The 24705-nt window shown below is 38.8% G+C and carries 26 protein-coding genes and 2 pseudogenes; 13 read left to right on the top strand and 15 right to left on the bottom strand.

Going from position 1 to position 24705, the window contains the following annotated elements; all coding sequences use genetic code 11:
• Window positions 1-200: 200 nt before the first annotated feature.
• The 8 genes from H6G59_RS12185 to H6G59_RS12150 all read right to left on the bottom strand — a co-directional run bounded on the left by H6G59_RS12185 (window position 201) and on the right by H6G59_RS12150 (window position 7742).
• Window positions 201-554, bottom strand: coding sequence for a hypothetical protein (locus H6G59_RS12185; RefSeq protein ID WP_190714750.1), 354 nt, complete (start codon window positions 552-554; stop codon window positions 201-203).
• 13 nt (window positions 555-567) lie between these two features.
• A complete protein-coding gene (locus H6G59_RS12180; protein ID WP_190714748.1) occupies window positions 568-933 on the bottom strand; it encodes a papain fold toxin domain-containing protein in 366 nt (121 codons plus the stop codon).
• Between the two features lie 528 nt (window positions 934-1461).
• Window positions 1462-1659: a hypothetical protein gene (locus tag H6G59_RS12175; RefSeq protein WP_190714746.1), complete on the bottom strand. Its 198-nt coding sequence runs from the start codon at window positions 1657-1659 to the stop codon at window positions 1462-1464.
• Window position 1660: 1 nt separating this feature from the next.
• The gene (locus tag H6G59_RS12170; RefSeq protein WP_190714744.1) at window positions 1661-2158 is read right to left on the bottom strand and encodes an Imm30 family immunity protein; all 498 of its coding nucleotides are present in this window, start codon (window positions 2156-2158) and stop codon (window positions 1661-1663) included.
• 11 nt (window positions 2159-2169) lie between these two features.
• The gene (locus H6G59_RS12165) at window positions 2170-2448 is read right to left on the bottom strand and encodes a hypothetical protein (RefSeq protein WP_190714742.1); all 279 of its coding nucleotides are present in this window, start codon (window positions 2446-2448) and stop codon (window positions 2170-2172) included.
• Window positions 2449-2753: 305 nt separating this feature from the next.
• Window positions 2754-5855 (bottom strand): WD40 domain-containing protein, encoded by a 3102-nt coding sequence (locus H6G59_RS12160; RefSeq protein ID WP_190714740.1) that lies wholly within the window; start codon window positions 5853-5855, stop codon window positions 2754-2756.
• A gap of 292 nt (window positions 5856-6147) precedes the next feature.
• On the bottom strand, window positions 6148-6921 hold the full coding sequence (locus H6G59_RS12155; RefSeq protein ID WP_190714738.1) for a protein phosphatase 2C domain-containing protein: 774 nt from the start codon (window positions 6919-6921) through the stop codon (window positions 6148-6150).
• A 164-nt stretch (window positions 6922-7085) separates the two neighbouring features.
• The gene (locus H6G59_RS12150) at window positions 7086-7742 is read right to left on the bottom strand and encodes a vWA domain-containing protein (RefSeq protein ID WP_190714737.1); all 657 of its coding nucleotides are present in this window, start codon (window positions 7740-7742) and stop codon (window positions 7086-7088) included.
• 329 nt (window positions 7743-8071) lie between these two features.
• Between H6G59_RS12150 and H6G59_RS12145 the strand changes: the two genes are divergently transcribed.
• The 7 genes from H6G59_RS12145 to H6G59_RS12115 all read left to right on the top strand — a co-directional run bounded on the left by H6G59_RS12145 (window position 8072) and on the right by H6G59_RS12115 (window position 15286).
• Window positions 8072-9091 (top strand): DMT family transporter, encoded by a 1020-nt coding sequence (locus H6G59_RS12145; protein WP_190714736.1) that lies wholly within the window; start codon window positions 8072-8074, stop codon window positions 9089-9091.
• Between the two features lie 75 nt (window positions 9092-9166).
• On the top strand, window positions 9167-10285 hold the full coding sequence (locus tag H6G59_RS12140) for a HEAT repeat domain-containing protein (protein WP_190714735.1): 1119 nt from the start codon (window positions 9167-9169) through the stop codon (window positions 10283-10285).
• A gap of 25 nt (window positions 10286-10310) precedes the next feature.
• Entirely contained in the window at window positions 10311-11201 is an 891-nt protein-coding gene (locus H6G59_RS12135) for a S66 peptidase family protein (RefSeq protein ID WP_190714734.1), read from the top strand.
• Between the two features lie 179 nt (window positions 11202-11380).
• Window positions 11381-12130, top strand: coding sequence for a beta-1,6-N-acetylglucosaminyltransferase (locus H6G59_RS12130; RefSeq protein ID WP_190714733.1), 750 nt, complete (start codon window positions 11381-11383; stop codon window positions 12128-12130).
• Between the two features lie 59 nt (window positions 12131-12189).
• A complete protein-coding gene (locus H6G59_RS12125) occupies window positions 12190-13296 on the top strand; it encodes a class I SAM-dependent methyltransferase (protein ID WP_190714732.1) in 1107 nt (368 codons plus the stop codon).
• A 28-nt stretch (window positions 13297-13324) separates the two neighbouring features.
• Window positions 13325-13987: a glycosyltransferase family 2 protein gene (locus tag H6G59_RS12120; protein WP_190714731.1), complete on the top strand. Its 663-nt coding sequence runs from the start codon at window positions 13325-13327 to the stop codon at window positions 13985-13987.
• A 15-nt stretch (window positions 13988-14002) separates the two neighbouring features.
• Window positions 14003-15286 (top strand): ABC transporter substrate-binding protein, encoded by a 1284-nt coding sequence (locus H6G59_RS12115; RefSeq protein WP_199332023.1) that lies wholly within the window; start codon window positions 14003-14005, stop codon window positions 15284-15286.
• Here H6G59_RS12115 and H6G59_RS12110 read toward each other — a convergent pair whose 3' ends face one another.
• Window positions 15287-15991, bottom strand: a complete 705-nt coding sequence (locus H6G59_RS12110; protein ID WP_190714730.1) for a class I SAM-dependent methyltransferase — start codon at window positions 15989-15991, stop codon at window positions 15287-15289.
• A gap of 194 nt (window positions 15992-16185) precedes the next feature.
• Here H6G59_RS12110 and hemE point away from each other — a divergent pair, with 194 nt between their 5' ends.
• The 3 genes from hemE to H6G59_RS12095 all read left to right on the top strand — a co-directional run bounded on the left by hemE (window position 16186) and on the right by H6G59_RS12095 (window position 19297).
• Complete coding sequence (gene hemE / locus H6G59_RS12105) at window positions 16186-17238, top strand: uroporphyrinogen decarboxylase (protein WP_190714729.1); 1053 nt, start codon at window positions 16186-16188, stop codon at window positions 17236-17238.
• Between the two features lie 224 nt (window positions 17239-17462).
• A complete protein-coding gene (locus H6G59_RS12100) occupies window positions 17463-18308 on the top strand; it encodes a GNAT family N-acetyltransferase (protein ID WP_190714727.1) in 846 nt (281 codons plus the stop codon).
• A gap of 32 nt (window positions 18309-18340) precedes the next feature.
• Complete coding sequence (locus H6G59_RS12095; RefSeq protein ID WP_190714725.1) at window positions 18341-19297, top strand: NAD-dependent epimerase/dehydratase family protein; 957 nt, start codon at window positions 18341-18343, stop codon at window positions 19295-19297.
• 69 nt (window positions 19298-19366) lie between these two features.
• Here the strand turns inward: H6G59_RS12095 and H6G59_RS27345 are convergent.
• The 5 genes and pseudogenes from H6G59_RS27345 to H6G59_RS12070 form a co-directional block, all read right to left on the bottom strand.
• A pseudogene (locus H6G59_RS27345) lies at window positions 19367-19722 on the bottom strand (DUF5615 family PIN-like protein).
• A gap of 3 nt (window positions 19723-19725) precedes the next feature.
• Window positions 19726-19956 carry a DUF433 domain-containing protein gene (locus H6G59_RS12085; protein WP_190714724.1) on the bottom strand — a complete coding sequence of 77 codons (231 nt, stop codon included), beginning with the start codon at window positions 19954-19956 and terminating at the stop codon, window positions 19726-19728.
• Window positions 19957-19987: 31 nt separating this feature from the next.
• Window positions 19988-20308: pseudogene (locus H6G59_RS12080) on the bottom strand (HEPN domain-containing protein); the annotation flags it as partial.
• A gap of 56 nt (window positions 20309-20364) precedes the next feature.
• A complete protein-coding gene (locus tag H6G59_RS12075; protein ID WP_190714721.1) occupies window positions 20365-20685 on the bottom strand; it encodes a nucleotidyltransferase domain-containing protein in 321 nt (106 codons plus the stop codon).
• A gap of 43 nt (window positions 20686-20728) precedes the next feature.
• On the bottom strand, window positions 20729-21115 hold the full coding sequence (locus tag H6G59_RS12070) for a DUF433 domain-containing protein (RefSeq protein ID WP_190714718.1): 387 nt from the start codon (window positions 21113-21115) through the stop codon (window positions 20729-20731).
• 100 nt (window positions 21116-21215) lie between these two features.
• On the opposite strand from H6G59_RS12070, the gene H6G59_RS12065 reads away from it, so the two are divergent.
• The gene (locus H6G59_RS12065; protein ID WP_190714716.1) at window positions 21216-21461 is read left to right on the top strand and encodes a toxin-antitoxin system protein; all 246 of its coding nucleotides are present in this window, start codon (window positions 21216-21218) and stop codon (window positions 21459-21461) included.
• Entirely contained in the window at window positions 21461-21802 is a 342-nt protein-coding gene (locus H6G59_RS12060) for a type II toxin-antitoxin system PemK/MazF family toxin (protein WP_190714714.1), read from the top strand. Before H6G59_RS12065 ends, H6G59_RS12060 begins: the two co-directional genes overlap by 1 nt.
• A gap of 333 nt (window positions 21803-22135) precedes the next feature.
• On the opposite strand, the gene H6G59_RS12055 is transcribed toward H6G59_RS12060, so the two are convergent.
• Window positions 22136-22702, bottom strand: coding sequence for a hypothetical protein (locus H6G59_RS12055; RefSeq protein WP_190714712.1), 567 nt, complete (start codon window positions 22700-22702; stop codon window positions 22136-22138).
• A gap of 378 nt (window positions 22703-23080) precedes the next feature.
• Here H6G59_RS12055 and H6G59_RS12050 point away from each other — a divergent pair, with 378 nt between their 5' ends.
• Entirely contained in the window at window positions 23081-24676 is a 1596-nt protein-coding gene (locus H6G59_RS12050) for a B12-binding domain-containing radical SAM protein (protein WP_190714710.1), read from the top strand.
• The last annotated feature ends 29 nt before the right edge of the window (window positions 24677-24705 follow it).

The raw sequence follows: 24705 nt of genomic DNA, 5'->3' as shown, positions 1-24705 counted from the left end.
TTGGAATCAGTTAACGCACCTATACAAATATCAGGGTAAAATGTTTTTATCAATATAAACATCTAGGCAATTTCATTATTAGGGAATGAATAATTGGAGGAGGATTATTAATAATGTATTTACTCCTATTTTGCTATTTCTATTGTTTATAAATTATTTTGATTCATTGTTTTGTCCCTTATTTCTCAAAAGTATAACGATTACACTATACTGGCTGAACTTACTTTTATATTCTCTTGCTGTTTAGAAATAGAATTTGTTTGTGTAAATTCATCAAATAATTTAAAAAATTCCTCAAAAGCAGTATTTTCATCTTTAGAGAAAAATAAAATTATCTGATCCCACGTTTGATTATAAGCAACATTATATTTTTGTTGTATCCAAGTTTGAAAATTTGAAAATTCTTGTTCTTGAGAAGTTTGAGGTATTTGCATTTGACGACGTGCAAAACTGTAACCAGCGATAAAAGTGCGAAGGTTAGCAATGGTTGCTTTTCCTAAATACATAGCTGGACGTTTTTGGATATTGTGGATTAAATCGTATAAATCTAACATGATATTCCTCTGGTTAAAATTCTGTTTCAGTAATTTGAAATTCTCCACCTAAATCTTGTATAACGCAATATAAGTTATTTATCCAGTTTACCCTAGAAATTCCTTCAGGGTGAATGTTGTCAAAAATTAGTTCTTGTCCATTAATTTCTATTGCAATAGCATAATGTCTACCGTTAATGGAGATGTTTTGTTGTAAAACTTCATGGTAGATATTACAGAATGGGTCTTCTGTACTGCCTGTAAACAAGTTAATTTCTCTACCAGGTATTTTCTGATTAATCAGGAATTGACGCAAAGCTATAGCACAAGGAACACATTCAAAAATATGAAATTGTTCGGCTATATCATTTAGTTGACGGACAATATCATTATTAGTCATGAGGTAGGCTATTTTTAGCCGGATTAGAAAAAATATAGAAGACTATCTATAATCAGGGTAAAAATACCATAAATTGAGGAAGTCAGGGAATAAATTTTATTATTTGTCAGAATCAGGATATCCAGGATTAAAGGATTAACAGGATGTTTTTTTAGTAAATATAAGTTTTTGTGAATGATAGGAAATATATTTTTTATCTGAATTAATATTCATGAGCATTCAATATTCACAGAAAATCTACAAACTGCAATCCTGTACATCCTAAAATCCTGGATATCCTGATTCTAACAACCACAACAAACAATCTCCAAATAGGAAGCCAGGGAATTAATTCCCTGGCTAAAAGCTAAAGTCGGTTTAAACCAACTATTGGGAATGATGGAATATTACATTTATCTTCATTAGGTAAAAAGTCAATCAAATCCTGTACATCCTTAAATCCTGTACTTCGACTTCGCTCAGTAACCGTACATCCTGATTCTGACAACCACAACAAACAATCTCCAAATAGTGAAAAAGTAACTTTACCTATTTGTTAATAACTAAAAACTTGAGAGGAATATTATTAGCTTCCCAGTATTCTTTGGCTGAATTTAAAATATCCAATGCTATTTGGTACTGTGTCGCTTCTGCTTTAGCAAAGATATCAGCATAATCATATATATTTTCCTTGAATCTATGTACACAAAGACGGAGAAGATGCCCAAACCACAATATTTTGAGCATTTTATTTCTTGACCTCATTTACTTGTAGTCTTTTCAAAGAAGGACGTTCTCCTACTAAAATACCACGAGGTCCTTCTGTATGATAATTTATTTGATTAATAACACTTTCTTCTAACAGATCATAGATAAAATGATGAGGGTTTTTACGATTTATTAATTCTAGACCGCGATAATAAACTCCACACGCTGATACATCATTTAAAATCCGATTGTGAATAATTTTTGTCCATTCTGGTGCAGTTATCATTAATTGAGGAACAACATGAATAAATGCTGTAATTTGTTTTTCCATATCAAAAGATTCCAGAAAATGAATTAAGCTAAACATCACTTCTGGCTCTTGACATTGATCATCTAAAATTAGATGATAGGCAGATAATTTATTTTCATCAGGATTTTCAGCTATTTCAGCTAAAGCATTTTCAAAATTTGTAACTTGTTCTTCAGTTTGCATTAAGCGATTTTCTTGCAAGGTTGCCAATAAATTATTTTGATTCATTGTTTTGTCCCTTATTTCTCAAAAATCCATGGCCAAGTAGATTTATTCTGTCTGATTAATGTTTGCAAACTTTCCCTGATTTCTCTATTATACAAACCTTGACGAAGATAAATACAACGTACATCCCAAATTTCTTGTGCTAATGCGTCTCTGGGTGATAGGTTTAAATTAGGGCGTTTACCGTAAGACATTGTTTGCCGATGACGACCTCCTTTTCCTGGTGATAAATGTTCCATCATGATGGCATATCCTTCATATGTTGTATAATTAAATGGGACTTTGGCTTTCATAAAAGCATCCGCAGGTATATGATGAGGTGTGAGGTTATCGCCTCTACGTCCCTGTTTGATTAAGTCTCCATAAGTGCCTACAATTCCTTCTCCTGGAAGTAGTTGAGGTTGATTATTAATAATCTATTTACTCCTGTTTGGCTATTTCTATTGTTTGGTATTAAAATTGTGCAATTAATTTGATTGATATATATTATAGGTTTATAGGTAACAAATTTTTCACCCAATTGAAGATGAATGTCGATATTAGTCAATAAACAGGATAAAGTATTGTAAATTTCAATTTATGTCAATTTTTATGCTAACTACTTTAACCGCCAAATCTTGATAGTCCTGTCCCAACTCCCACTAGCAAGGGTTTTACCATCTGGGCTGTATGCTAATGCTACTGACCAAACCGAGCTAGAATGACCAGTGAGGGTTTGCAGTAGGTTTCCCGTTTTTACATTCCACAGTTTGATAGTTCCGTCTTGACTACCACTAGCTAGAGTTTGACCATCGGGGCTGTATTCTACTGACCAAACCGAGTTAGAATGACCAGCGAGGGTTTGCAGGAGGTTTCCCGTTTTCACATTCCACAGTTTGATAGTGTGATCATAACTCCCAGTAGCCAGAGTTTGACCATCGGGGCTGTATTCTACTGAATAAACCGTGTTAGAATGACCAGTGAGGGTTTGCAGTAGGTTTCCCGTTTTTACATCCCACAGTTTGATAGTCTTATCCCTACTCCCACTGGCAAGGGTTTGACCATCGGGGCTGTATGCTACTGAATAAACCGTGTAAGAATGACCAGTGAGGGTTTGCAGTAGGTTTCCCGTTTTCACATCCCACAGTTTGATAGTGTTGTCATTACTCCCAGTAGCCAGAGTTTGACCATCGGGGCTGTATGCTACTGAATAAACCTCGTCAGAATGACCAGTAAGGGTTTGCAGTAGCTTTCCCGTGTTTACATTCCACAGTTTGATAGTTTTGTCACTACTCCCACTAGCCAGGGTTTGACCATTGGGGCTGTATGCTACTGACCAAACTGTGTAAGAATGACCAGTGAGGGTTTGCAGTAGGTTTCCCGTTTTCACATCCCACAGTTTGATAGTGGTGTCCCTACTCCCACTAGCAAGGGTTTGACCATCGGGGCTGTATGCTACTGACCCAACCCAGCGAGAATGACCACTGAGGGTTCTTTCTAGAAAAATACCACTAGGTAAACTTGCAATTATAGATATGGGATTGACTGGAAACACGTCATAACGTAGATATCCATAGATTTGAGTTCCTATAAATCCTAATATCGCAGCTATTAATAGTTTTCTCAGTTTCGTATTTTTGACAGGAATCGTTGTTTGATGCGCTGGAATTGTGACAGGTTGACTCGGAAGTTTAGAAACTGGTGGTGGTGAAACCTGAGATTGAGGTTGCTGGACTGGTGCTTGATTAATAGTTGCTGCAATCGGCCAAATCATAATAGTGTTGTCACCACTTCCACTAGCAAGGGTTTGTCCATCTGGGCTGTATGCAACAGAATAAACCCACTCAGAATGACCTGTGAGGGTTTGGAGTAGCTTTCCTTTAGTGACATCCCACAATTTGATAGTGTTGTCCGCACTCCCACTAGCAAGGGTTTGACCATCAGGACTAAATGCAACGGAATAAACCCAGTCAGAATGCCCTTGGAAGGTGTGGATTTGCGTTCTTATTGACATATCCCACAGTTTGATATTCTTGTCATCATTCCCAGTGGCAAGGGTTTTGCCATCTGGGCTGAATACTACGGAATTAACAGCGTTGAAAGCTTGAAAGGTGCAGATGTTTCTTTCTGTGGCTACATCCCACAGTTTGATAGTGTTGTCACCACTTCCACTAGCAAGGGTTTGACCATCTGGGCTAAATACTACAGAATTAACAGAGTCAGAATGTCCAGGAAAGGTTTGAAGTAGCTTTCCTGTAGTGACATCCCACAATTTGATAGTCTCGTCCGCACTCCCACTGGCAAGGGTTTGACCATCTGGGCTAAATGCTACGGAACGAATTGACTGGGAATGTCCTGGTAGGGTTTGGAGTAGCTTTCCTGTAGTCACATTCCACAGTTTGATAGTGTGATCATAACTCCCACTAGCAAGGGTTTGACCATCTGGGCTGTATGCTAAGGAAGAAACCGCACTAGAATGTCCTGGTAGGGTTTGGAGTAGCTTTCCTGTATTCACATTCCACAGTTTGATAGTGTTGTCACCACTTCCACTAGCCAGGGTTTGACCATCTGGGCTGAATGCTACGGATTTAACCCAGCCAGAATGCCCTGAAAAGATTGGGATGTCTCCTGGTTTTGAGACTTTATTAACGACTTGCGGCTTTGATGTTGATTCAACCACAGCAGATGGTTTTGCTTTAACAACACCAGGAAAAATATCAACACCAAGATTTGTAGAGCGATCGCACCAATAGCATTTACCATAAGTTCTACTATAATAATGACTATCTACCCTGCCACATATAGTTAGCCTATCATTCCCTACCTTTAACGCCTCCAACCACTTCCTAGCCGTAGGGCGGAAATTAGGATTTTTATGACCATCATTAAAGCATTTCAGAAAACATTGCTGAACCTCTGGATGAACAATCTCCAGGGGAATTGTTCTTGCTACTGCTGCAATCAAATTAGTTGACCCATTAACCCATAAACCCTGACAGATAAGTTCATTTATGTCTGGAGTTTCCCCCGCACCTGTCCATTTTCCCTGAAAAGGATTATTACCACCAAATAATAATTGATAGATAATTACTCCTAACCGGAATCTATCATGTATTTCTGTTTGCTCAATACTATCAAAATCTTTGCCAATCAGTTCCGGTGGAGTATATCCCTCAGAACCAACTAAACAATAATAAACCTTACCATTTTTCGGATTTTTCACCTGAAAAGAATCTGTATCAATAATTGAAGGTAAAGCCCGATTATTAACTAAAATATTTTGTGGTTTAATATCTCCCAAAACATAACCAGCAGCGTGCAGTGCTTCAATAATTGAAACAATATTCAGCGCCGTTGTGTGCAGAAACCGCCAATCAATCTCAAGTTTCAAAGCTTTACGACGACGGGGATTATAAACATCAAGAAGTTCTTTTCCATCCTTAATTTCTGGCATCAAAAAGCCCACACAATCACCCTGAGCATTTTTCAACGCCGACTTAGGCCAAGCAAAAGAAACATGATGAAGATGGGAATTTGGTTCTGTGGGTGGATGTGCTATCATTACCGCTAACTTCTGCACCCGTTCAGGTGTTGGAGAATGGTAAATTTTAGCTAAATAGCCATTTTGATTAGTTCGCCAAATTTTCGCTTCACCACTATTAACTATTTCACTCAAGAGAATAATAGATTTCCCCGTACTGGCACAGGTAAGAACTGTCATATAATTTTAATTAGATAGGTTGAAATAAATATTAAATGGTATTTTAAAAGTTGCCAAATCAATTTTTGACCTCTCTCCAAACCTCTCCCCTACAAGGGAAGAGGCTTTAAAACCCCTGTATAAAAACTCATTTTTTCATGTTCCCTCTCCTCTTAGGAGAGGGTTAGGGAGAGGTTCTTGGAAAATACCCCTACAAGGGGAGAGGCTTTAAAATGTCCCCTTTCACCACTTATCTTTTCATGTTTCCTTTCCTCGTAGGAGAGGGTTAGGGAGAGGTTTTCAGAGTGATAGGTTAATTTTCAAAACAACACAAAAGCAAAGTTTTATCATCATCAGTGCGAGAATTTAACCTTTCTGAATTGAGAAAATCAATCACATATTGATCATCATTTCCTCCTGGTTTATCTGTTTCTCGCAAATATTCTTCAAAAGGCTTAAAAAATGGCGGAAAAGGTTTCCAGTCACTCAAACGAATTGCCACTTTTTCTAATCCATCAGTAGAAGCACAAATAAACTCTTGCTTTCCTGAAATTACCTGTACTTGCATTTCCTCCAGCGCATTAGCTGAAGTCACAAAAGTTGTCTCGTTGAAAAATTCCCCCTTATCTGGTTCAAACAACAATTGATATTCTGCATCTTGGCAACGCACCACCATAAATCCATCCCCAATTTGCATAGCTGCAACCCATTCAGGAGTCGCTATAAAAACTAAAAGTGTACAAGCTAAATCATGAACAGAATAACCTTTATTAGTTGCTTGTTTGTTTAATGCAGTAATAACTTCCTTGACAAACTTAGTAAAAACTTCCTTAGCTTCTATTTCCGAAAGTGGTTGAGTAAAACCTTGTCTATCAGGAAGTTCATTAATATCAGCAAAGCATTTAATTACAGTTTCTACCGCCAATTCAGAACCGAAATGAGAATATTTAGCACTTCCAGCACCATCAGCAACTGCACCGACAATGACATCATTAAAAATGCGATAATGTCCGCAATCTTGACAAGGTATTTTTTGCTCTTGATGACTCGTTCCCACAGCAGAACGCGCTATAGCTTTCCAACCCACAATAAATAAATCCTTTATATTTTATTAGACTTTATAACCCCTCTCCAAACCTCTCCCCTACAAGGTGAGAGGCTTTAAAACTCCCTTTATGAAAACTCATTTTTTCATGTTCCCTCTCCTAAGAGGAGAGGGTTAGGGAGAGGTTCTTCTAGCTTATACACCCTCTAAGTAGTAATTTGCCCCCATCCCACCGGCGGTAATGCTACAGCTTCCCCTACTTTGCCACTAGAAACCCGTTTCATGGAAGTGGAAAGCCAAACAAATAAAGCGCGAAAATCTAAGCCATTCAGGGTCACTGGAGGACGTTCAGGAGGGGCAATTTGTTTAAGTTTGTTCATATCTGCACCCTGAACACCAACAGTAAAAAACAACATTCGGCGCTGTGCTTCTTCTTCTCTTACTCTTTGCGCTGCACCTTCCCAATAGTCTGTAGGCGCACCGTCGGTAATCAAAAATACCCAAGGACGATAATAAGGTACACCGTTATCCTTATAAGTCTGTTTGCGGGTTTCCAATAAATCCAAAGCGTATTCTATGGCCTCACCCATTGGTGTCACACCCTCTGTTTCTAGCTTAGGCGCTGTAAAATTATCAATGGTGACAAAATCTTGCGTTAGTCGCACAGGGCCAAAGGTGACAATAGCAACTTCCACACTTAAAGAAGCTTGAGCATCTTTCATCACATCTTCTTTGAAAGCCGCTAAACCTCGATTTAACTCCTGTATAGGTTGTCCTGACATTGATCCAGAAGTATCAAGCAAGAGAATTACTGGACAACGATTTTCCGGGTTTTCCACGAATTCAGGCAAACCTACAGCCATTTAGATACTCCTGGTTAAACAAAATTAGATGTAAAATGTATAAATTGGATTTTACTTGTTAATACATAGTTTAACAGTAGTATTATTACGTAATCAATACCCATAACAGCGAAATTTGATCAATCTCTCTGAAGCGAAAATTCAGCTACTGTTGAATATTAATTCCTTCTTTCTAAGATGCTACGCGATCGCAGTGATAGTCTGTAGAACTCAGCCTCTGTCTACGATACGCTCCGCAAACATAGAGAAGGTATCGCAAAAAGACATGATTCTGTAAAATTAGGTAAACTACATTTTTAACGTAATTCACCAAAGACCATAGCTAACTCATGCAATTGCAACTCAGTGGATCTAAATCTACCCTAGCTTCCCTACTATTAATTGCCCCCTTTTTCCTTTGGGGTACGGCAATGGTAGCAATGAAAGGGGTAATCCCTCACACCACACCACTATTCATGGCAGGGGTGCGGTTATTACCAGCGGGTGTGTTAATTTTGATAGCTGCCGCATTCATGGGTAAACCCCAACCTCAAGGGTGGTTAGCATGGCTGTGGATTATCCTATTTGCCCTTGTGGATGGTACGCTGTTTCAAGGTTTTTTGGCAGAGGGGTTAGTCAGAACCAGTGCAGGCTTAGGTTCTGTAATGATTGACTCTCAACCTTTGGCTGTGGCTTTGTTGTCCTTATGGCTATTTCAAGAACATATTGGTTTATGGGGATGGCTGGGGTTAGGATTGGGAGTTATGGGTATCAGTTTAATTGGCTTACCCCAAGAGTGGATTTATCATCTTCTCGACTCAGGGGTAAACATCACAACCGACAATTGGCAACAATTATTTGCCAGTGGTGAATGGTTGATGTTACTAGCAGCTTTATCAATGGCTGTGGGAACCGTACTCATCCGCTATGTATGTAAATATGCTGATCCTGTAACGGCTACAGGATGGCATATGATTTTGGCTGGGTTGCCTTTGTGGGGCATCTCCTCAGTGGTGGAAGTACAACAGTGGCAAAATCTTGTAATATCTGATTGGTTAGCTTTAAGTTACGCCACCATATTCGGAAGTGCGATCGCTTACGGCTTATTTTTCTACTTTGCTTCTAGTGGCAATCTGACTAGTCTAAGTTCTCTTACTTTTCTCACACCCGTTTTTGCGTTGATATTTGGTCATCTTTTTCTCTCAGAAGTCCTCACCCCCATTCAGTGGGTAGGAGTATTCCTAACTTTAATTAGTATTTATTTAATCAACCAACGCGAAACTTTAGCAGAAAAAAATCGCAAAGTTATTATCAATGAAAACACTAATCAACAGCAACCTATATTAGAAGCATCCATCACTAAAAAATAGCATACAATCACCTTAGATTTAAGAGAATATCAACTAGAAATTTTACCCTAACCAAGTCAGTGGGAGATGAGGAAGATGAGGGTTAAACCGCAACTATCAATTACCAATTACCAATCAGTAATTCCCTATTCCATTTTCATATTAACTTCTTGTATTGGACTCAGTTTGTACCCCAGCCGCGCTATCACGGCGACAGTGGCATCAACACCAAATCCAGCAACAGTTCTTAGTCCAGGGGCTAAAAGTGCAGAAGTACAAGTCATCCAAGTCCAACTCAAAGCTTTAGGTTACTATAGCGGCTCCATAGATGGAGATTACAGTCTCAGCACCCAAAATGCTTTAGCTAAATTTCAGCAAGAACAAGGTTTGAAAAGAGCAGATGGTGTTGCTGATTGGACTACCAGACAGCATCTTAAATCAGTTTTATCAGGGAAAATAAAATGTAATCCTGCTGCTCCTGTCACTGAAGCAAAAAATCCTAACATACAACCCCAACAAGAAGATTCCATTTGGTGGAGATTAATAAGTTTTGGAGTTTTAGGAACTCTGGGTGTATTGTTTTACCTGGCACAAAAGTTATCTGAAAGTAAACTACTTATAGAAGGGACAGACTCAGAACAACTACTTTTAAATCCATCTGCTCAACAAAAAAGTCCACAATTTTTTTTAAACCCTGCACCCACTATTCCCTCACCAAGATCAACAGAATTATTAACATCTCAACACACTACTGTAATTTCCGCATTGAGTATTGCCGATGAATTGATGAAAGACTTACACAGCAATGATGCTACAAAACGACGCAAGGCTATTTGGCATTTAGGTCAGCAAGGAGACTCCCGTGCTATTAAACCACTAGTAGACTTGATGCTCAGTGCTGATTCTCGACAACATAGTTTAATTTTGTCAGCGTTAGCAGAAATCGGCATTCGCACACTCAAACCAATGAACCGGGCTTTAGCTATTTCTATCCAAGATGAAAATCCTCAAGTCCGACAAAATGCCATTCGTGATTTATCGCGCATTTATGACATGATGAGTCAAATGAGTCAGATGTTGCGCCATGCGATGGAAGACGAAGATCCAGAAGTACAAGCTACAGCACAATATGCTTTAAATCATATGAATCGAGTGCGTGTTTTACCGACTCTAGATGAACATCTGGAAGATTCACACCCAGAACCGCAACCTTAAGTCTATATAATTACAAAGATTCTGAATGTTCATTCCCCCACCCCTTCAACCTGGTGATTTATTGCGCGTCATTGCCCCTAGCGGTGCATTGCGAGAATTTGAGGCTTTTAATAAAAGTGTAGAAATTTGCAAATCCCACGGCTACCGCGTCAAAATTAGCGATCGCATAGATGATAAATTTGGTTATCTTGCCGGTACAGATGCCCACCGTCGTCAACAGTTGGCTTCAGCATGGCAAGACCCAGAATGTCGTGGTATTATCTGCGCTAGAGGTGGTTTTGGTAGTACCCGCATTTTAGAAGATTGGAACTGGGAACAAAAAACGGCAGATCCTAAATGGTTGATCGGGTTTTCTGATATCACAGCCCTGCTTTGGAGTCTCTATAACGCCGGGATTTGCAGTGTACATGGACCCGTACTCACTACCCTGTTAGATGAGCCAGAATGGTCAATACAGCGGTTATTTGATCTAGTAGAAGGTCGTGCGATCGCACCTTTAAAAGGCAAAGGTTGGGGTGGAGGTGTAAGTACAGGAATTCTGCTTCCTGGTAATTTAACAGTCGCTACCCATCTTTTAGGAACACCGATTTTACCTAACCTTGATGGTGTAATTTTAGCCTTTGAAGATGTCACAGAAGCACCCTATCGTATTGATAGGATGTTAACTCAATGGCGATTAAGTGGAGTTTTATCTAAAATTCGTGGTATTGCTTTAGGAGGGTTTACCAAGTGTGAAGCACCACCTCATATACCTAGTTTGAGTATAGAAGAAGTTTTGTGGGAACGCTTGGCTGATTTAGGAATTCCCATAGTTTCCGATTTACCCTTTGGTCATGATAGCCCTAATGCTGCTTTACCAGTTGGAGTACAAGTAACTTTAGATGCCGAACAAGGAATATTGGATCACAGTCCATAGAGACATCTTCATAAACCATCGCGCATATTTATTTAGTCGAAATGACCATATCCGTAGGCTTCGTTTTACTTACCCACAGGAAACCCCAGCAAATTCACAGACTAATAGCTCATTTGAACAAAATGTTCAATTATCCGCCAATTGTCTGTCATCATGATTTTTCCAAATGTGATTTCTCTGTGGATACTATATCGAAAAATATCTCCTTTGTACATCCTCATATACAAACCCAATGGGGTGATTTTTCCATAGTAGAAGCCACGGTACAGGCAATTAAACTCATGTATGAGTCTGCAAATTGCCCAGACTGGTTTATATTGCTTAGTGGATCAGATTATCCCATAAAAACTGCCAAGGAAATATTAGGCGATTTAACCACAAGTCGCTATGATGCTCACATCCACCATCAACAAATTATATATAAAGTTTATCAGCAAAATGTCAAAATGAGTCTGATATGGCAGATATTAGCCTATCAACGATACTGTAGTTACGAATTATTTTCAGTTCCTTTTATAAAAAATCTCAAAATTCGTCTGGAACATCCATTATTAACTAAACCCTTTCTTCCCTTTTCTGAGGAACTTCGCTGCTTTGCTGGAGGTCAATGGTTTTCAGCCAATCAGCGAGCAGCAGAGTATATTATTAACTTCCACAGTCAAAAAACTGCCTTAACATCACACTATCGTCATCGAATGTTTGCCGACGAATCATATTTTCAAACTATACTGGCTAATGCACCGCACCTTAACTTAAAAAACGATGATTACCGCTATGTAGACTGGTCAACAAGAGGCGCTCATCCTAAAACATTGATTATGGAAGACTTGCCCAATATTCTTGCATCTTCATGTCATTTCGCCCGCAAGTTCGATATGGATGTAGATAGCAATATTCTTGATCAACTTGACACCATTACCTTAGCATGATAACTTCAGCTTGGATTGTAGATTAATCGCAGTTTATAATAAAAATCATAAAAAACCCTATGATTAAGACTTATGTAAGCAATGCTTTCTTAAAAATCGAAGATTCTCATCTGTATGCAATTTTTGCTTGGAGTCAGCGCCCAGCAGAAATTATTAATTCCAAATCGTGGTTAACAATACTAGAAATATTCGTTCACGAACATTGTTTAGAAAAAGCCTACCAAATATTTCAACAAATTAAATCAGCTTCGGTTCCAGAAAGATTAATTGAGGCTCTAGACCAATATCAATATTTAATTCCCAATGCCATAGTGTTCTTAGCAGATGGCAAAATCACAATTTTTGGTAAAGGGTTTCGGAGCTTTATCGAAAAAGAAATGTTATTTGAACTTTGTGAACTTAGCCAAGAAACTTACCAAGTCTTGCCAGAATTATTTTTTAATAATCAATTAAAAGATGATTTAGAATCTATTGCAAATATAGAAGCATTCCGCAATTTAGTAGAACATCTAGAAAAACTTGGTTTGCTATCCCCGGCAACAGGTTCTATAGATTGGGGTGATTTAAAAAAGACTGTTCCTATTTGTCAGGCGTTTGGCTTAACCAGAGGTACACCCGTAGATAGATACTATCTCAGCAAATATCTAGAAGAAATTCAAACGCAAATTTCTGGAAATATTCTAGAAATAGGAGGAATACCAAAAGATAAAGACTTCTATGAAGTTAAAGAAGGTACATCCTATCAAATTATGAATATAGAACCAGGTCCAGGAATAGATATAGTTGGTGATGCCCATGATACATCTTTAATTCAACCTGAATCCTTTGATTCAATTGTAATTTTTAACGTTCTCGAACATTGTTATGCACCTTGGCAAATAGTAGAAAATATCTACACTTGGCTAAAACCTGGTGGAAAGTGTTTTGCAATGGTTCCCAGTGCTATTAGACTTCATGCTACACCAATGGACTATTGGCGACCTTTACCTGATGCCTTTGCATGGATGTTTAGAAACTTCTCTCAGCAAAAGTTGTATGTCTATGGTAATCCTACCACTGTCATAGCTAGTTATCATGGCATTGCTGTAGAAGAACTAACATCTGAAGAACTAGATGCGTTTCATCCAGATTATCCCGTCGCTACCTGTATCGTTGCTGAGAAATAAAATTCACAATCTATAAATATAAATTGCCATGAGTCCTATTAATTTTGATATCCAACCAGAAGTTAGTATCATCTTATGTACATACAATCGCGCCAAATATTTAAATCAATGTATTGATAGTGTTATTGATCAAACTTTTCAAAATTGGGAATTGTTAGTAGTTGATGATGGCAGTGATGATCATACTTTTGAACTTGTCAATCCTTATTTACAAAAAACTCAAAACATCCGTTATTTGAAACATAAAAACCGCAAATTAGCATATTCTAAAAATGTTGGTATCCAAGCCTCATTTAGTCCATATATCACATTTTTAGATAGTGATGATAGCTATAAACCTAATCATTTAGAATCACGTATTACATATCTAAAATCTCATCCTGAAATTGATTTACTACAAGGTGGATTCTTTTCCGAAGAAGAAATTTTTGTTGCCGATTATTTTCAACCAGGCAAAACTATTAACTTACGAGAATGTGTTTTAGGTCCCACATTTTTTGGTAAAAGACGAGTATTTTTTGAATTAAAAGGATTTGATAATATAGCTTATGGTGAAGATACAGATTTCTGGGAACGAGCAGAAAAAATATTCAAAACTCAAAACATTACAAACCCAGAAACATATATTTACACAAGGGCAGAAACAAGTATTACTAAGAGTGTTTTAGAGAAGATTTCTTCCTCAGATTAAGTAATTGGTATAAAAATGAAGATTTCTTTCTTCCCAATCAGAAGTTATTTTTACGTAATTTTTGGAATTGTTATCAGTTTAGTTCTGATATTTGTATCGGGTTGTCAGACTACATTACACAAAAATAATAACGTCATTCATCTGACTTTATGGCAATCAATTAATCCCCCGACAAACCGGGATGTTTTTGAAAAACTGGTGGAAAAATTTAATCACCAACATAGTGATATTCAAGTAGAGTCTGTCTACGCAGAAGGATTACCAAAAATATTAACGGCTGTTGTTGGTAATGCCTCTCCAGATATTCTGTCATTTTATCCTCAACTTACGGGTCAGTTTGTAGAACTGGGAGCAATTGTTCCTGTAGAAGAATGGTTTGACCAATTACCATTTAAGTCGGAAGTTATTCCCAACACAATGGAGGAATTAAAATTAAATGGTCACTTGTGGTCAATTCCTCTATATACAAGTAATATGGCTATTTTTTATCGTCCTCAACTTTTTGAAGCTGCGGGAATAAAATCACCGCCCAAAACTTGGGAAGAACTGCGGGAAGTTGCCAAAAAATTGACTATAGATAAAAATGGCGACAAGCGACCAGACCAGCATGGCATATTACTACCTTTAGGAAAGGAAGAATGGACTATTTTTAGTTGGTTTCCGTTTTTATTAAGTGCTGGAGGTGAAATAGTAATTGATGGCCATCCAAATTTAACTAATGCTGGAGCTATTACAGCTTTAAAATTCTGGGAAGATTTAATTAAAGATGGTTCAGCAATTCTTTCTGGTCCAGAACGGGGTTATGAAGAGGATGATTTTCTTGCCGGTCGTGTAGCAATGCAAATAACGGGACCCTGGACTTATATTACTAAATCTCAAGTTGATTATCAACTATTTCCTATACCTACTAATGTTGAGAAAGCCACGGTGATTGGTGGTGGAAATCTTTATGTGATGAAGACTAAGCCGGAAAGAGAGAAGGCGGCAATGAAGTTTTTAGAATTTGTGGTAAGTGAAGAATTTCAAACAGAATGGGCTGTGGGTACTGGTTTTTTACCTGTGAATATTAAATCTACTCAAAGTCAAGAATATCAACAATACCTCAATTCTAAACCTTGGTTAAAAGTTTTTGTAGAACAAATGTCTGTGGCACGCGCTCGACCAATTATTGCTGGATACAATCGTTTATCTGATAGTCTTGGTCGAGCAATTGAGTCCACGTTACTAGGGAAATCTTCTGCTGAACAAGCACTCAAAGAGGCTCAAGAGCGTTTAGAACTAATTTGGAAGAGTAATTAATTAGTTACAAATTCCGGTTTTTTGTTCTAGAAGATAAAGCTTTGTTGATTCTTCGTAATAAGCAGTAGCTGCGGCAGATTCAGAGGCAATTAAGCGTTGAATAACTTCGGTTAGTTGGGGAACTTGCGGATGGTTAGCGTGAACATAATCTAAGACATTGTAGCGATACCAAGGTGCAACGGTAGAATGAGTGCGTAATTTCTCACGGATGCGATCGCTTATCACGAAATTAGATTGAGTAAATAAGTTGTGCCAGTAATCACGGGAATGCAAATTAATATGCCCATGTCCACCTTGACTAGGAACGGCTGCGGAAAATACGACCACTGGTGCAACTTTAGTTAGCCAATTCACCAAAATAGGTGAACTTTCTGGTTGTAAGTGTTCAGCTACCTCTAATGACACGGCTAGATCAAAATGCTTGTCGTGGAAAAAGTTAGCGATCGCTATCGGATCATTTAAGTTGAGAGGATAAAATTCTACTGGTAATCCAGCAAAATCCGGCTGAGAATAACCATCAACAGATGTAACCTGTACCCCTAGTTTTGCTAGTTCTCTACTGAGATGTCCAGGCCCACAACCAAATTCTACTAATGTTTTCGGATCATAAATCTCCACAATATATAAAGCTAAAGCCTGGTAGTCAGTATCAAAAGCTACGCTCTGGAAATAATCTGAAGTATAAGCAATAGTGTCATTAGTCATTTGTTTTGATTCCATTTATCTACTGATAGAATAACTGAGTCGAAGAACTCAAAGACAGGGAATCTGAAATATATAACGTTTTATGAAGTAAAGTAAAGCAATCCTAAGAGCTTTTGATCTGTGTTGATAAAGCGTAATCTGAGGATGATAAGCTAAACAGTGAAATATAAAAGTGACTTAGGATGAAGTGTTAAATGGGTGTTTCCTCAACGGCTCCTCTCCTTCTTCGGGCTGCTCGTGGTGAACAAGTAGATCGTCCCCCTGTATGGATGATGCGACAAGCGGGACGATATATGAAAGCATATCGGGATTTGCGGGATAAATATCCTTCATTCCGCGATCGCTCAGAAATTCCTGAAGTAGCGATAGAAGTTTCCCTCCAACCCTGGAGAGCTTTCCAACCCGACGGAGTAATTTTGTTTTCCGATATTGTCACTCCTCTACCAGGAATGGGGATTGACATGGATATTGCGGAAGGGAAGGGACCAATTATTTATTCGCCCATACGCACTCAATCACAAATCGAACAACTGCGTCCCCTAGATCCAGAATCAGCACTGCCGTTTATCAAAACGATTTTGCAGTCGTTACGACAAGAAGTAGGCAATCAATCAACGGTGTTAGGCTTTGTTGGCGCACCTTGGACATTAGCGGCTTATGCAGTAGAAGGTAAAGGTTCTAAAACCTATTCCATCATCAAAAACATGGCCTTCTCAGATCCGACTATTCTGCATCAGCTATTAACTAAGTTGGCTGAGTCGATTGCAGATTATGTGCGCTATCAAATTGACTGCGGCGCTCAAGTAGTGCAGATGTTTGATTCTTGGGCAGGACAATTAAGCCCCCAAGATTATGATACCTTTGCTTTACCTTATCAAAAAATGGTGTTTGAGAAAGTCAAACAAACTCATCCTGACACACCATTAATTTTGTTGGTGACAGGTAGTGCAGGACTTTTGGAAAGAATGCCTGCCTCTGGTGCAGATATCATTACTGTAGACTGGGCAGTAGATATGGCAGATGCTAGAGCTAGATTGGGTAAGCACGTCAAAGTACAAGGTAATCTTGATCCGGGTGTGTTATTTGGTTCTAAAGAGTTCATCCGCGATCGCATTTTGGACACCGTTCGCAAAGCCGGCAACTGGGGACACATCCTCAACCTTGGACATGGTGTACTTCCAGAAACACCAGAGGAAAACGTCGCATTCTTCTTTGAAACCGCAAAAAACCTCAACGCTTTGGTATAGCTGGATACTGTTGTTCTCTCCAATTCAGTAGGGATGAGGTATCCTCACCCTATTGAAAAAAAGTTAATCTACTGATTCATAGAATTAGCAAAATAAGTAGTCGTGCAAAATAAATTTTATATTTGGGATAGGGAACAGGGAACAGGGAACAGGGAACAGATAAGGAATACAGAGATTTTCGTTTGTTCCAAAAATGTTAAATTAATTTTGCCCAGGTACTTATTATGAATACAGACACCTTAAAAATTCGCCCAATGAGCAGGCTAGAAGTAGATTTAGCCATTACATGGGCAAAAATTGAAGGCTGGAATCCAGGTATTTATGATGCTGAGTCTTTTTATCAGACTGACCCGCAGGGCTTTTTATTGGGCGAGTTAAACGGTGAACCAATTGGCTGTATTTCCGCTGTTGCTTACGATCAAAACTTCGGCTTTCTAGGTTTTTATATTGTCAAACCAGAGTATCGAGGGCAGGGTTTTGGGATCAAACTCTGGCAAGCAGCAATGGACTATCTTGGTAATAACCGAAACATCGGCTTAGATGGGGTAATTGCCCAACAAGAGAACTACAAAAAGTCCGGTTTTCACATCGCCTATAAACATCTTCGCTACCAAGGGATGGGCAGTGGTGTGGTATCTTCTGATATTGTCCCACTCAAAACAGTTCCTTTTCAGGAATTAGTAGCTTATGATCGTCAATTTTTCCCCTCTTTGCGATCGCAATTTCTAGAAAATTGGCTCTCTTTACCAGATAGTGCTGCCTGGGGTGTTCTCAAAGATGGACATCTGGCGGGTTACGGAGTCATTCGACCCAGCGAATTAGGTTACAGAATTGGTCCGCTATTTGCCAACAATGAAGAGATTGCTGAGGAAATATTTCAAGCCTTGCTAACTAAAAGTATTGATTCTTCCGTGTTTATAGATATTCCAGATATTAACTCACAAGCGATCGCTTTAGTACAACGCCACGAAATGCAGCCAGTATTTGAAGCCGCCCGGATGTACACTAAAGAAACTCCAGACTTGCCCATTAACCGTATATTTGGGGTAACAAGTCTAGAACTTGGCTAAATTTGACATTAACAACCAAACCTGAAAATTTCATGACCAAAAAACGCATTTTAGTCACCGGCGCAAGTGGCTGTATCGGTCACTATATCAGCGAAGCCTTAATTCAAAACACCAATCACGAATTATACTTACTCGTTAGAAACCCAAATAAACTGCAAGTTGATACTACAGCCCGTTCAGGTATCACTATTTTGCAGGGTGATATGCAAGAAATTAGTAAGTTTTCTAATTTACTAAAAACCATTGATACGGCAGTACTAACAGCGACCTCTTGGGGTGGAGAAGGCATATTTGATATTAATGTCTTTAAAACTCTGGAGTTGATGAACCTGTTAAATCCAGAAAGATGTCAACAGGTAATATATTTTTCCACTGCCAGTGTATTAAATTACAACAACCAACCACTCAAGGAAGCCGGAGAAATCGGTACAGATTATATTCGGTCTAAGTATGATTGTTTGCACAAAATCGAAAAATTAGCCATTTATCCTAAAATTACCACCGTTTTCCCCACCATTGTTTTAGGTGGTGATGACAACAAACCTTATTCCGCTGTCACAACAGGCATTCCCGAAGTTACCAAATATATTGATATAATTCGCTTCTTACAAGCAGATGGCAGTTTTCACTTTATTCATGGACGCGATATTGCCACTGTCGTTCAATATTTAATTGATTATCCTCCCCAAAAAGAAGAACCACGGCGATTTGTTTTAGGTCAATCTGGATTAAGCGTTAATCAAGCCGTAAAGGAAGTCTGCGCTTACTTGGGCAAAAAGATTTACTTCCGCATTCCTCTATCTTTGTCATTAGCTAATGTGATTATTGTTTTGTTTCGGATTCAAATGGCTGCATGGGATAGGTTTTGCATGAAATATCGCCATTTTACCTACGCTCATCCTATTAATCCCGCTAGTTTCGACTTGCCAAATTACTGTGCAACTATGAGTGATATTTTAAAAATTAGCGGTGTCAAAGGTGGGAAATGAATGTTGTAGAAATAGCCTTTTAAGGTGACTTGAAAAATCTCAAATCAGGGAAAATTTTTCTACATCCCCTTATTTTTCAAGAATCCTCATTCTCACCTTGTCATCTTCAACAACGCTAAAATGCCCATACCAATCATCGCGCAGAGCGATTGCTTTTATGACTTTTTCAGCTACTACTGCCCCAGACGGTGCTTTTATTCTAAATAAGATGATACCAGTTGTAGCAGGTAATTGTGAGCGAAAAGCCAGTTCTCCAAAATCTTTGTCAAAGGTTAAGAGAATACGGTTTTCTGCTTGGCGCGACTTAATACTTGAGGATCAGAAATACCTGGTGAGTCTATTCTAATCCAAGCTACATCATGTCCGTTTTTTCTCAAAGCTTCAACCGCATCCAGGGGGAAATTTTCATTAGCTAGAAACCGCATGATTTAGGCAGGAATAGCATAGACTTTTTCAGATTTTAGAGAAGCACTAGCATAGGCAAGACAGGCTTGGATATCTGCAATAGTAACACCTGGATAATTACGCAAAATTTCGTCATTACTCCAGCCTTGAGCAAGAAGATCAATGATAAATTCTACTGCTAGTCGTGTGCCTTTGATGATAGGTTTACCGACTAAGATATTTGGAGCAATGATAATTCGAGTTTGCCAATCCATTGTTGCTCAGGGAATAAATATATGAATATGTTTATATTGTACCCATCATCTGAATTGCTAGGGACAAAAATTGTTCTGCGCGGTCAATCTGTTCTGTCGCTTGGTCGGTTGTGACAGCGTTTAATTGTCCGTAGTCGCCAGTGGTTCGCAGTTCCTGTGCTTCAATCAAAAATCGGTGAAAATCCGTTAGCACTTGTTGAGTTTTGGCAAATTCTCGCCCAAAGGCGGCAATAACGGCTGAATGTTTAGAAAATGAAAGTCCCTTACCTTCTAGAAATGCTTCTGCAATGTAGAACATGGTGTAGTAGGCGCGAGAAGTTGCGTAGTCTGGGAAGTTGTTGTTAAGTAGGAGTTTTGCAGCTTCTCAACTCTGTTGAGCTTTCAATAGGAGTTCTCTTTGTTCATCGGTCATAGCAAAACGCCTTCTTTACGGATATTCCTGAGTAATGAACCGTTACGGGTTTGATAGTGGGTTTCATCCATGAAAAGACAGCTAATGACAACATCATATTCTAGGGAAAGATCAGCGATCGATTTACCTGTGCGTTTAATTTCTTCACCTGGGTTAACGGGGGGTTTTAGCACCACCAGCACATCTATATCTGATCCGGGTTCTGCATCACCACGAGCTTGAGAACCAAAGAGGGTGAGGTTTTGCAAGCGATCGCCATACAGGTCAGTGAGTTCTTGTTTGAGGCGAGTTAGAATAGGCTGAAGGTTCATATTCATTTTTATGAATATTTGAAATCGGGAAGTATTAAAAGCAGTTTTATCACTCATTTGCATTTGCCCGCCGACATTCAGCAATTGAATGTTCTATCTCTGCGGCTTCTGCATCACTTAAAATTCCTGCAAATTTAGCCAAGGAATGATCTTTTTGTGCAGCTTTTACAGAAGGATGTACCAATTCATGAGGCACTTGATTTCGTTCAATATAATCATTAATTTCTGCCTGATGATCTAAATAAAAACTCAAGGCATCAAATACTTGTGCTAGTGTTAAATGCGGTAAATGATTAGGGATTTCTTCTGGCATAATTCCCAATCGCCATAGACCAACAATAGCACGGATAGATGTACGAGTTCCTATAATAATTGGCTCTCCACCTAAAATTTCAGGATTGCGCGTAACGTAGCGTGAGGAGGTTTCAGCAAACATAAGAAAAGTTGCTCAGATAGTCTGATGTTTACTCTAGTTTATCTCATGCGATCGCCCTCGCAACTGCTATAATGATGTCAGTGAGCAACAAGAAAAAGTCATGCCTGAACTAAAAGTTAGCATCAGTGAAACTACACACAAAACTCTGCTAACGATGGTAGAGGACTCTGGTGAGACAATTCAATCAGTTTTAGATCGAGCTATTGAAAATTATCGCAGGTATTTGTTTCTCACACGAGCCAATGAAGCTTTCACTGTTTTAAGACAGAATGAAACTCTGTGGGAAGAGGAGATGTCTGAGAGACAATTATGGGAGCAAACTATAGCGGACGGGGTTGAAGGTTAGTGGCAAAAATCGCTAGAGGAGAGATATGGCTAGTAGACCTTAATCCTGTGCGAGGACATGAACAAGCTGGTAAACGCCCTTGTTTAATTATTTCGGTGGATCTATTTAATCAAGGTGCATCTGGTTTAGTAGTTGTGTTACCGATTACATCAAAAGATAAAGGAATCCCCTTTCACGTAAAAATTAACTCTCCAGAGGGAGGGATGAAAACCCAAAGTTTTATTAAATGTGAGGACGTTAGATCAATATCTGTGGAACGTCTGGATAAGTGTTGGGGAAATGTATCTTCAGAGACACTAGCAGAAGTCGAAGACAGGCTGAAAATTTTAATGGGATTGTAGTTTATTGCTGACTATTTAAAATAAAATTGCGATCGCTTTTCTCTATTTTATTTCAGGGTTATTTCAGGTGATCGCTTCCCTCGTCACAGGTATCGCCCTGATGCAAATCAAAAAGGCAGAAGTTATGAAGGAATGAACCACGAAGACACGAAGGACACGAAAGGAAGAGAGTTTCAGAGGTATTTTGCGTAATTTCTAATAATGTAAATTTACAATAAGAGCGATTTCACTCCAATCAGTGGCGGCAATAACCTTTCACCCAGCATCAGCAGCTTACAAGCTTCCAAAGCATTTAATTGATTAGCGGACTCATACAAGATACTCAAGCAATGACTATACCTGCGAAAAAACTTCCCTTAATCCATCTGCAATATCCCTTCTATTAAGAACGTCATACGAGCCATCCTTATTAATTAACTCATAATCCATAGCTCCACATAACATATTTATTCTGCCGTACCCTGGAGAACTGGGTAAAAGATTGTCTTTGCCAGGAGCGCAATGTTTTGCCAGATTCATTCTGTATAACTCAACCTTCCTATAAATGGGTTCCAAGAGATACCATTGTTTATCTAATGTTTGTCTCAATTCCTGACTATTTCTATAATCCTCTAATTGATGAGAGCGAATATTTTGGGCTAAGTTTAAATCATCGCCCTTTGACAATTGCTGAATTTTGTCATCAATAGCACCATTGTCAAACCACTTCTTAAATTGGTATTTTCGGTCACGCCATTGACGCAATATCTCATAAAGTGCAAATACCCACATTTGAGACAATGCCCCTACTGTTAGTGCGGTTTTTGATGGTGTTTTTTCCAGTTCAAAATACTTTTCAAGTAACTGATATTCATATTGAGTAATTACAGAATCTGCCAAACCAATATTCATTCCTTGCATATTTAGGAACATATCGTCGAAGAAGATTAATTTCATCCAACTCAATGTAAGGATTGAGTAATCTATCTTACTCTCATGTTGGTAAATTAGGGAGCGCATATTTGCAGTAGTAAGCGTATTAGTTAGACGTAGGAAATACCCAGAGCAACTAACTAGTAGTCTGTTCCATTAATTTTGCGGGGTTGAGAAAAATATTAAAAGAGATAATATTTGCATCCTATAGCTTTTGCTAAACTCATGTCAAGATGGATGATGTATAGCGGAAAACATTTATTTTGAGAGAAAAAATATAGTCCTAACGGCAAATTGAGTAAAAACGTCAATCAGTCCTAAATTTAGTTACAGTTAGATAACAAATAAATCGTGAGGGGTGATACTATGCGTGTCTTGCTAGTTTATCCAATATTTCCCAAAACCTTCTGGTCTTATGAAAAAATCCTAGCACTCGTAGATAGAAAAGTTCTATTACCACCATTGGGTTTAGTCACAGTGGCGGCTATCCTACCCCAAGAATGGGAGTTTAAGCTAGTAGATCGTAACATCCGCGCTGCTACTGAAGAAGAATGGGCATGGGCAGATATAGTCATATTCTCGGCTATGATTGTCCAAAAACAAGATTTATTAGAGCAAGTCCGGGAAGCGAAAAGACGTGGTAAGTTGGTAGCTTTGGGTGGTCCCTATCCTACCTCTACACCCCATGAAGTCGAAGCAGCAGGGGCAGATTACCTGATTTTAGATGAAGGGGAAATCACCTTACCCATGTTTGTGGAAGCAGTGCAGAAAGGTGAAAAATCAGGGGTTTTCCGCGCAACTGAAAAACCAGATGTGACAACTACACCAATTCCCCGGTTTGATTTATTAGAATTTAATGCATACGATATGATGTCTGTGCAGTTTTCGCGGGGTTGTCCTTTTCAGTGCGAATTTTGCGACATCATTGTATTATATGGACGCAAACCCAGAACCAAAACACCTGCACAACTTTTAGCAGAATTAGATTATCTGTATGAGTTGGGTTGGCGACGTGGTGTGTTCATGGTTGATGATAACTTTATTGGTAACAAACGCAATGTAAAATTGTTGCTAAAAGAGTTAAAAGTCTGGATGGCAGAACATCAATATCCTTTCAATTTTGACACAGAAGCTTCTATTGATTTGGCGCAAGATCAAGAGATGATGGAGTTGATGGTTGACTGTGGTTTTAAAGCGGTATTTTTGGGGATTGAAACACCAGATGAAGATAGCTTACAACTAACGAAGAAATTTCAAAATACTCGCAGTTCTTTAACTGAATCTGTAGAAACTATCATTAAAGCTGGACTGCGGCCAATGGCTGGGTTTATTATTGGTTTTGATGGTGAAAAAGCTGGTGCAGGCGATCGCATTGTCAGATTTGCAGAACTTGCAGCCATCCCTTCCACTACCTTTGCCATGTTACAAGCATTACCCAACACAGCCCTATGGCATCGGCTGAAAAAAGAAGGTAGACTGCGGGAAAACAAAGATGGAAACATCAATCAAACCACATTGATGAATTTCATTCCCACCCGTCCATTAGAAGAACTTGCCAGGGAATATGTGGAAGCCTTCTGTGCTTTATATGACCCAGTAGCCTATTTAGATCGCACCTATCGCTGTTTCCTAATGTTAGGTTCACCCCAATGGACAGCACCAGCAAAAACACCAGAATGGATAGTGATCAAAGCATTGCTAATTGTGATTTGGCGACAAGGTTTTAAACGGGAAACCCGCTGGAAATTCTGGCATCACTTCTTTAGCATTCTCAAGCATAACCCGAAAGTACTGGAACAATACGTTTCTACCTGCGCTCACATCGAGCATTTTATGGAATATCGGCAAATTGTCCGCGATGAAATCGAAAGTCAACTAGCCGCATATTTAGCCCAAGGTGCAGAAAAACCCTATGTACCAGTCAAAGCAAAAGTAGAGGAAAAAGCCGAAGCAGTAGCTTAATTAGGTGACAGGTGAGCCACTGCGGTGGA

Origin of the sequence: Anabaena lutea FACHB-196 (genome assembly GCF_014698305.1) — a bacterium.
GTDB lineage: Bacteria > Cyanobacteriota > Cyanobacteriia > Cyanobacteriales > Nostocaceae > Anabaena > Anabaena lutea.
This window is presented reverse-complemented; position numbering and strand designations above follow the sequence as displayed.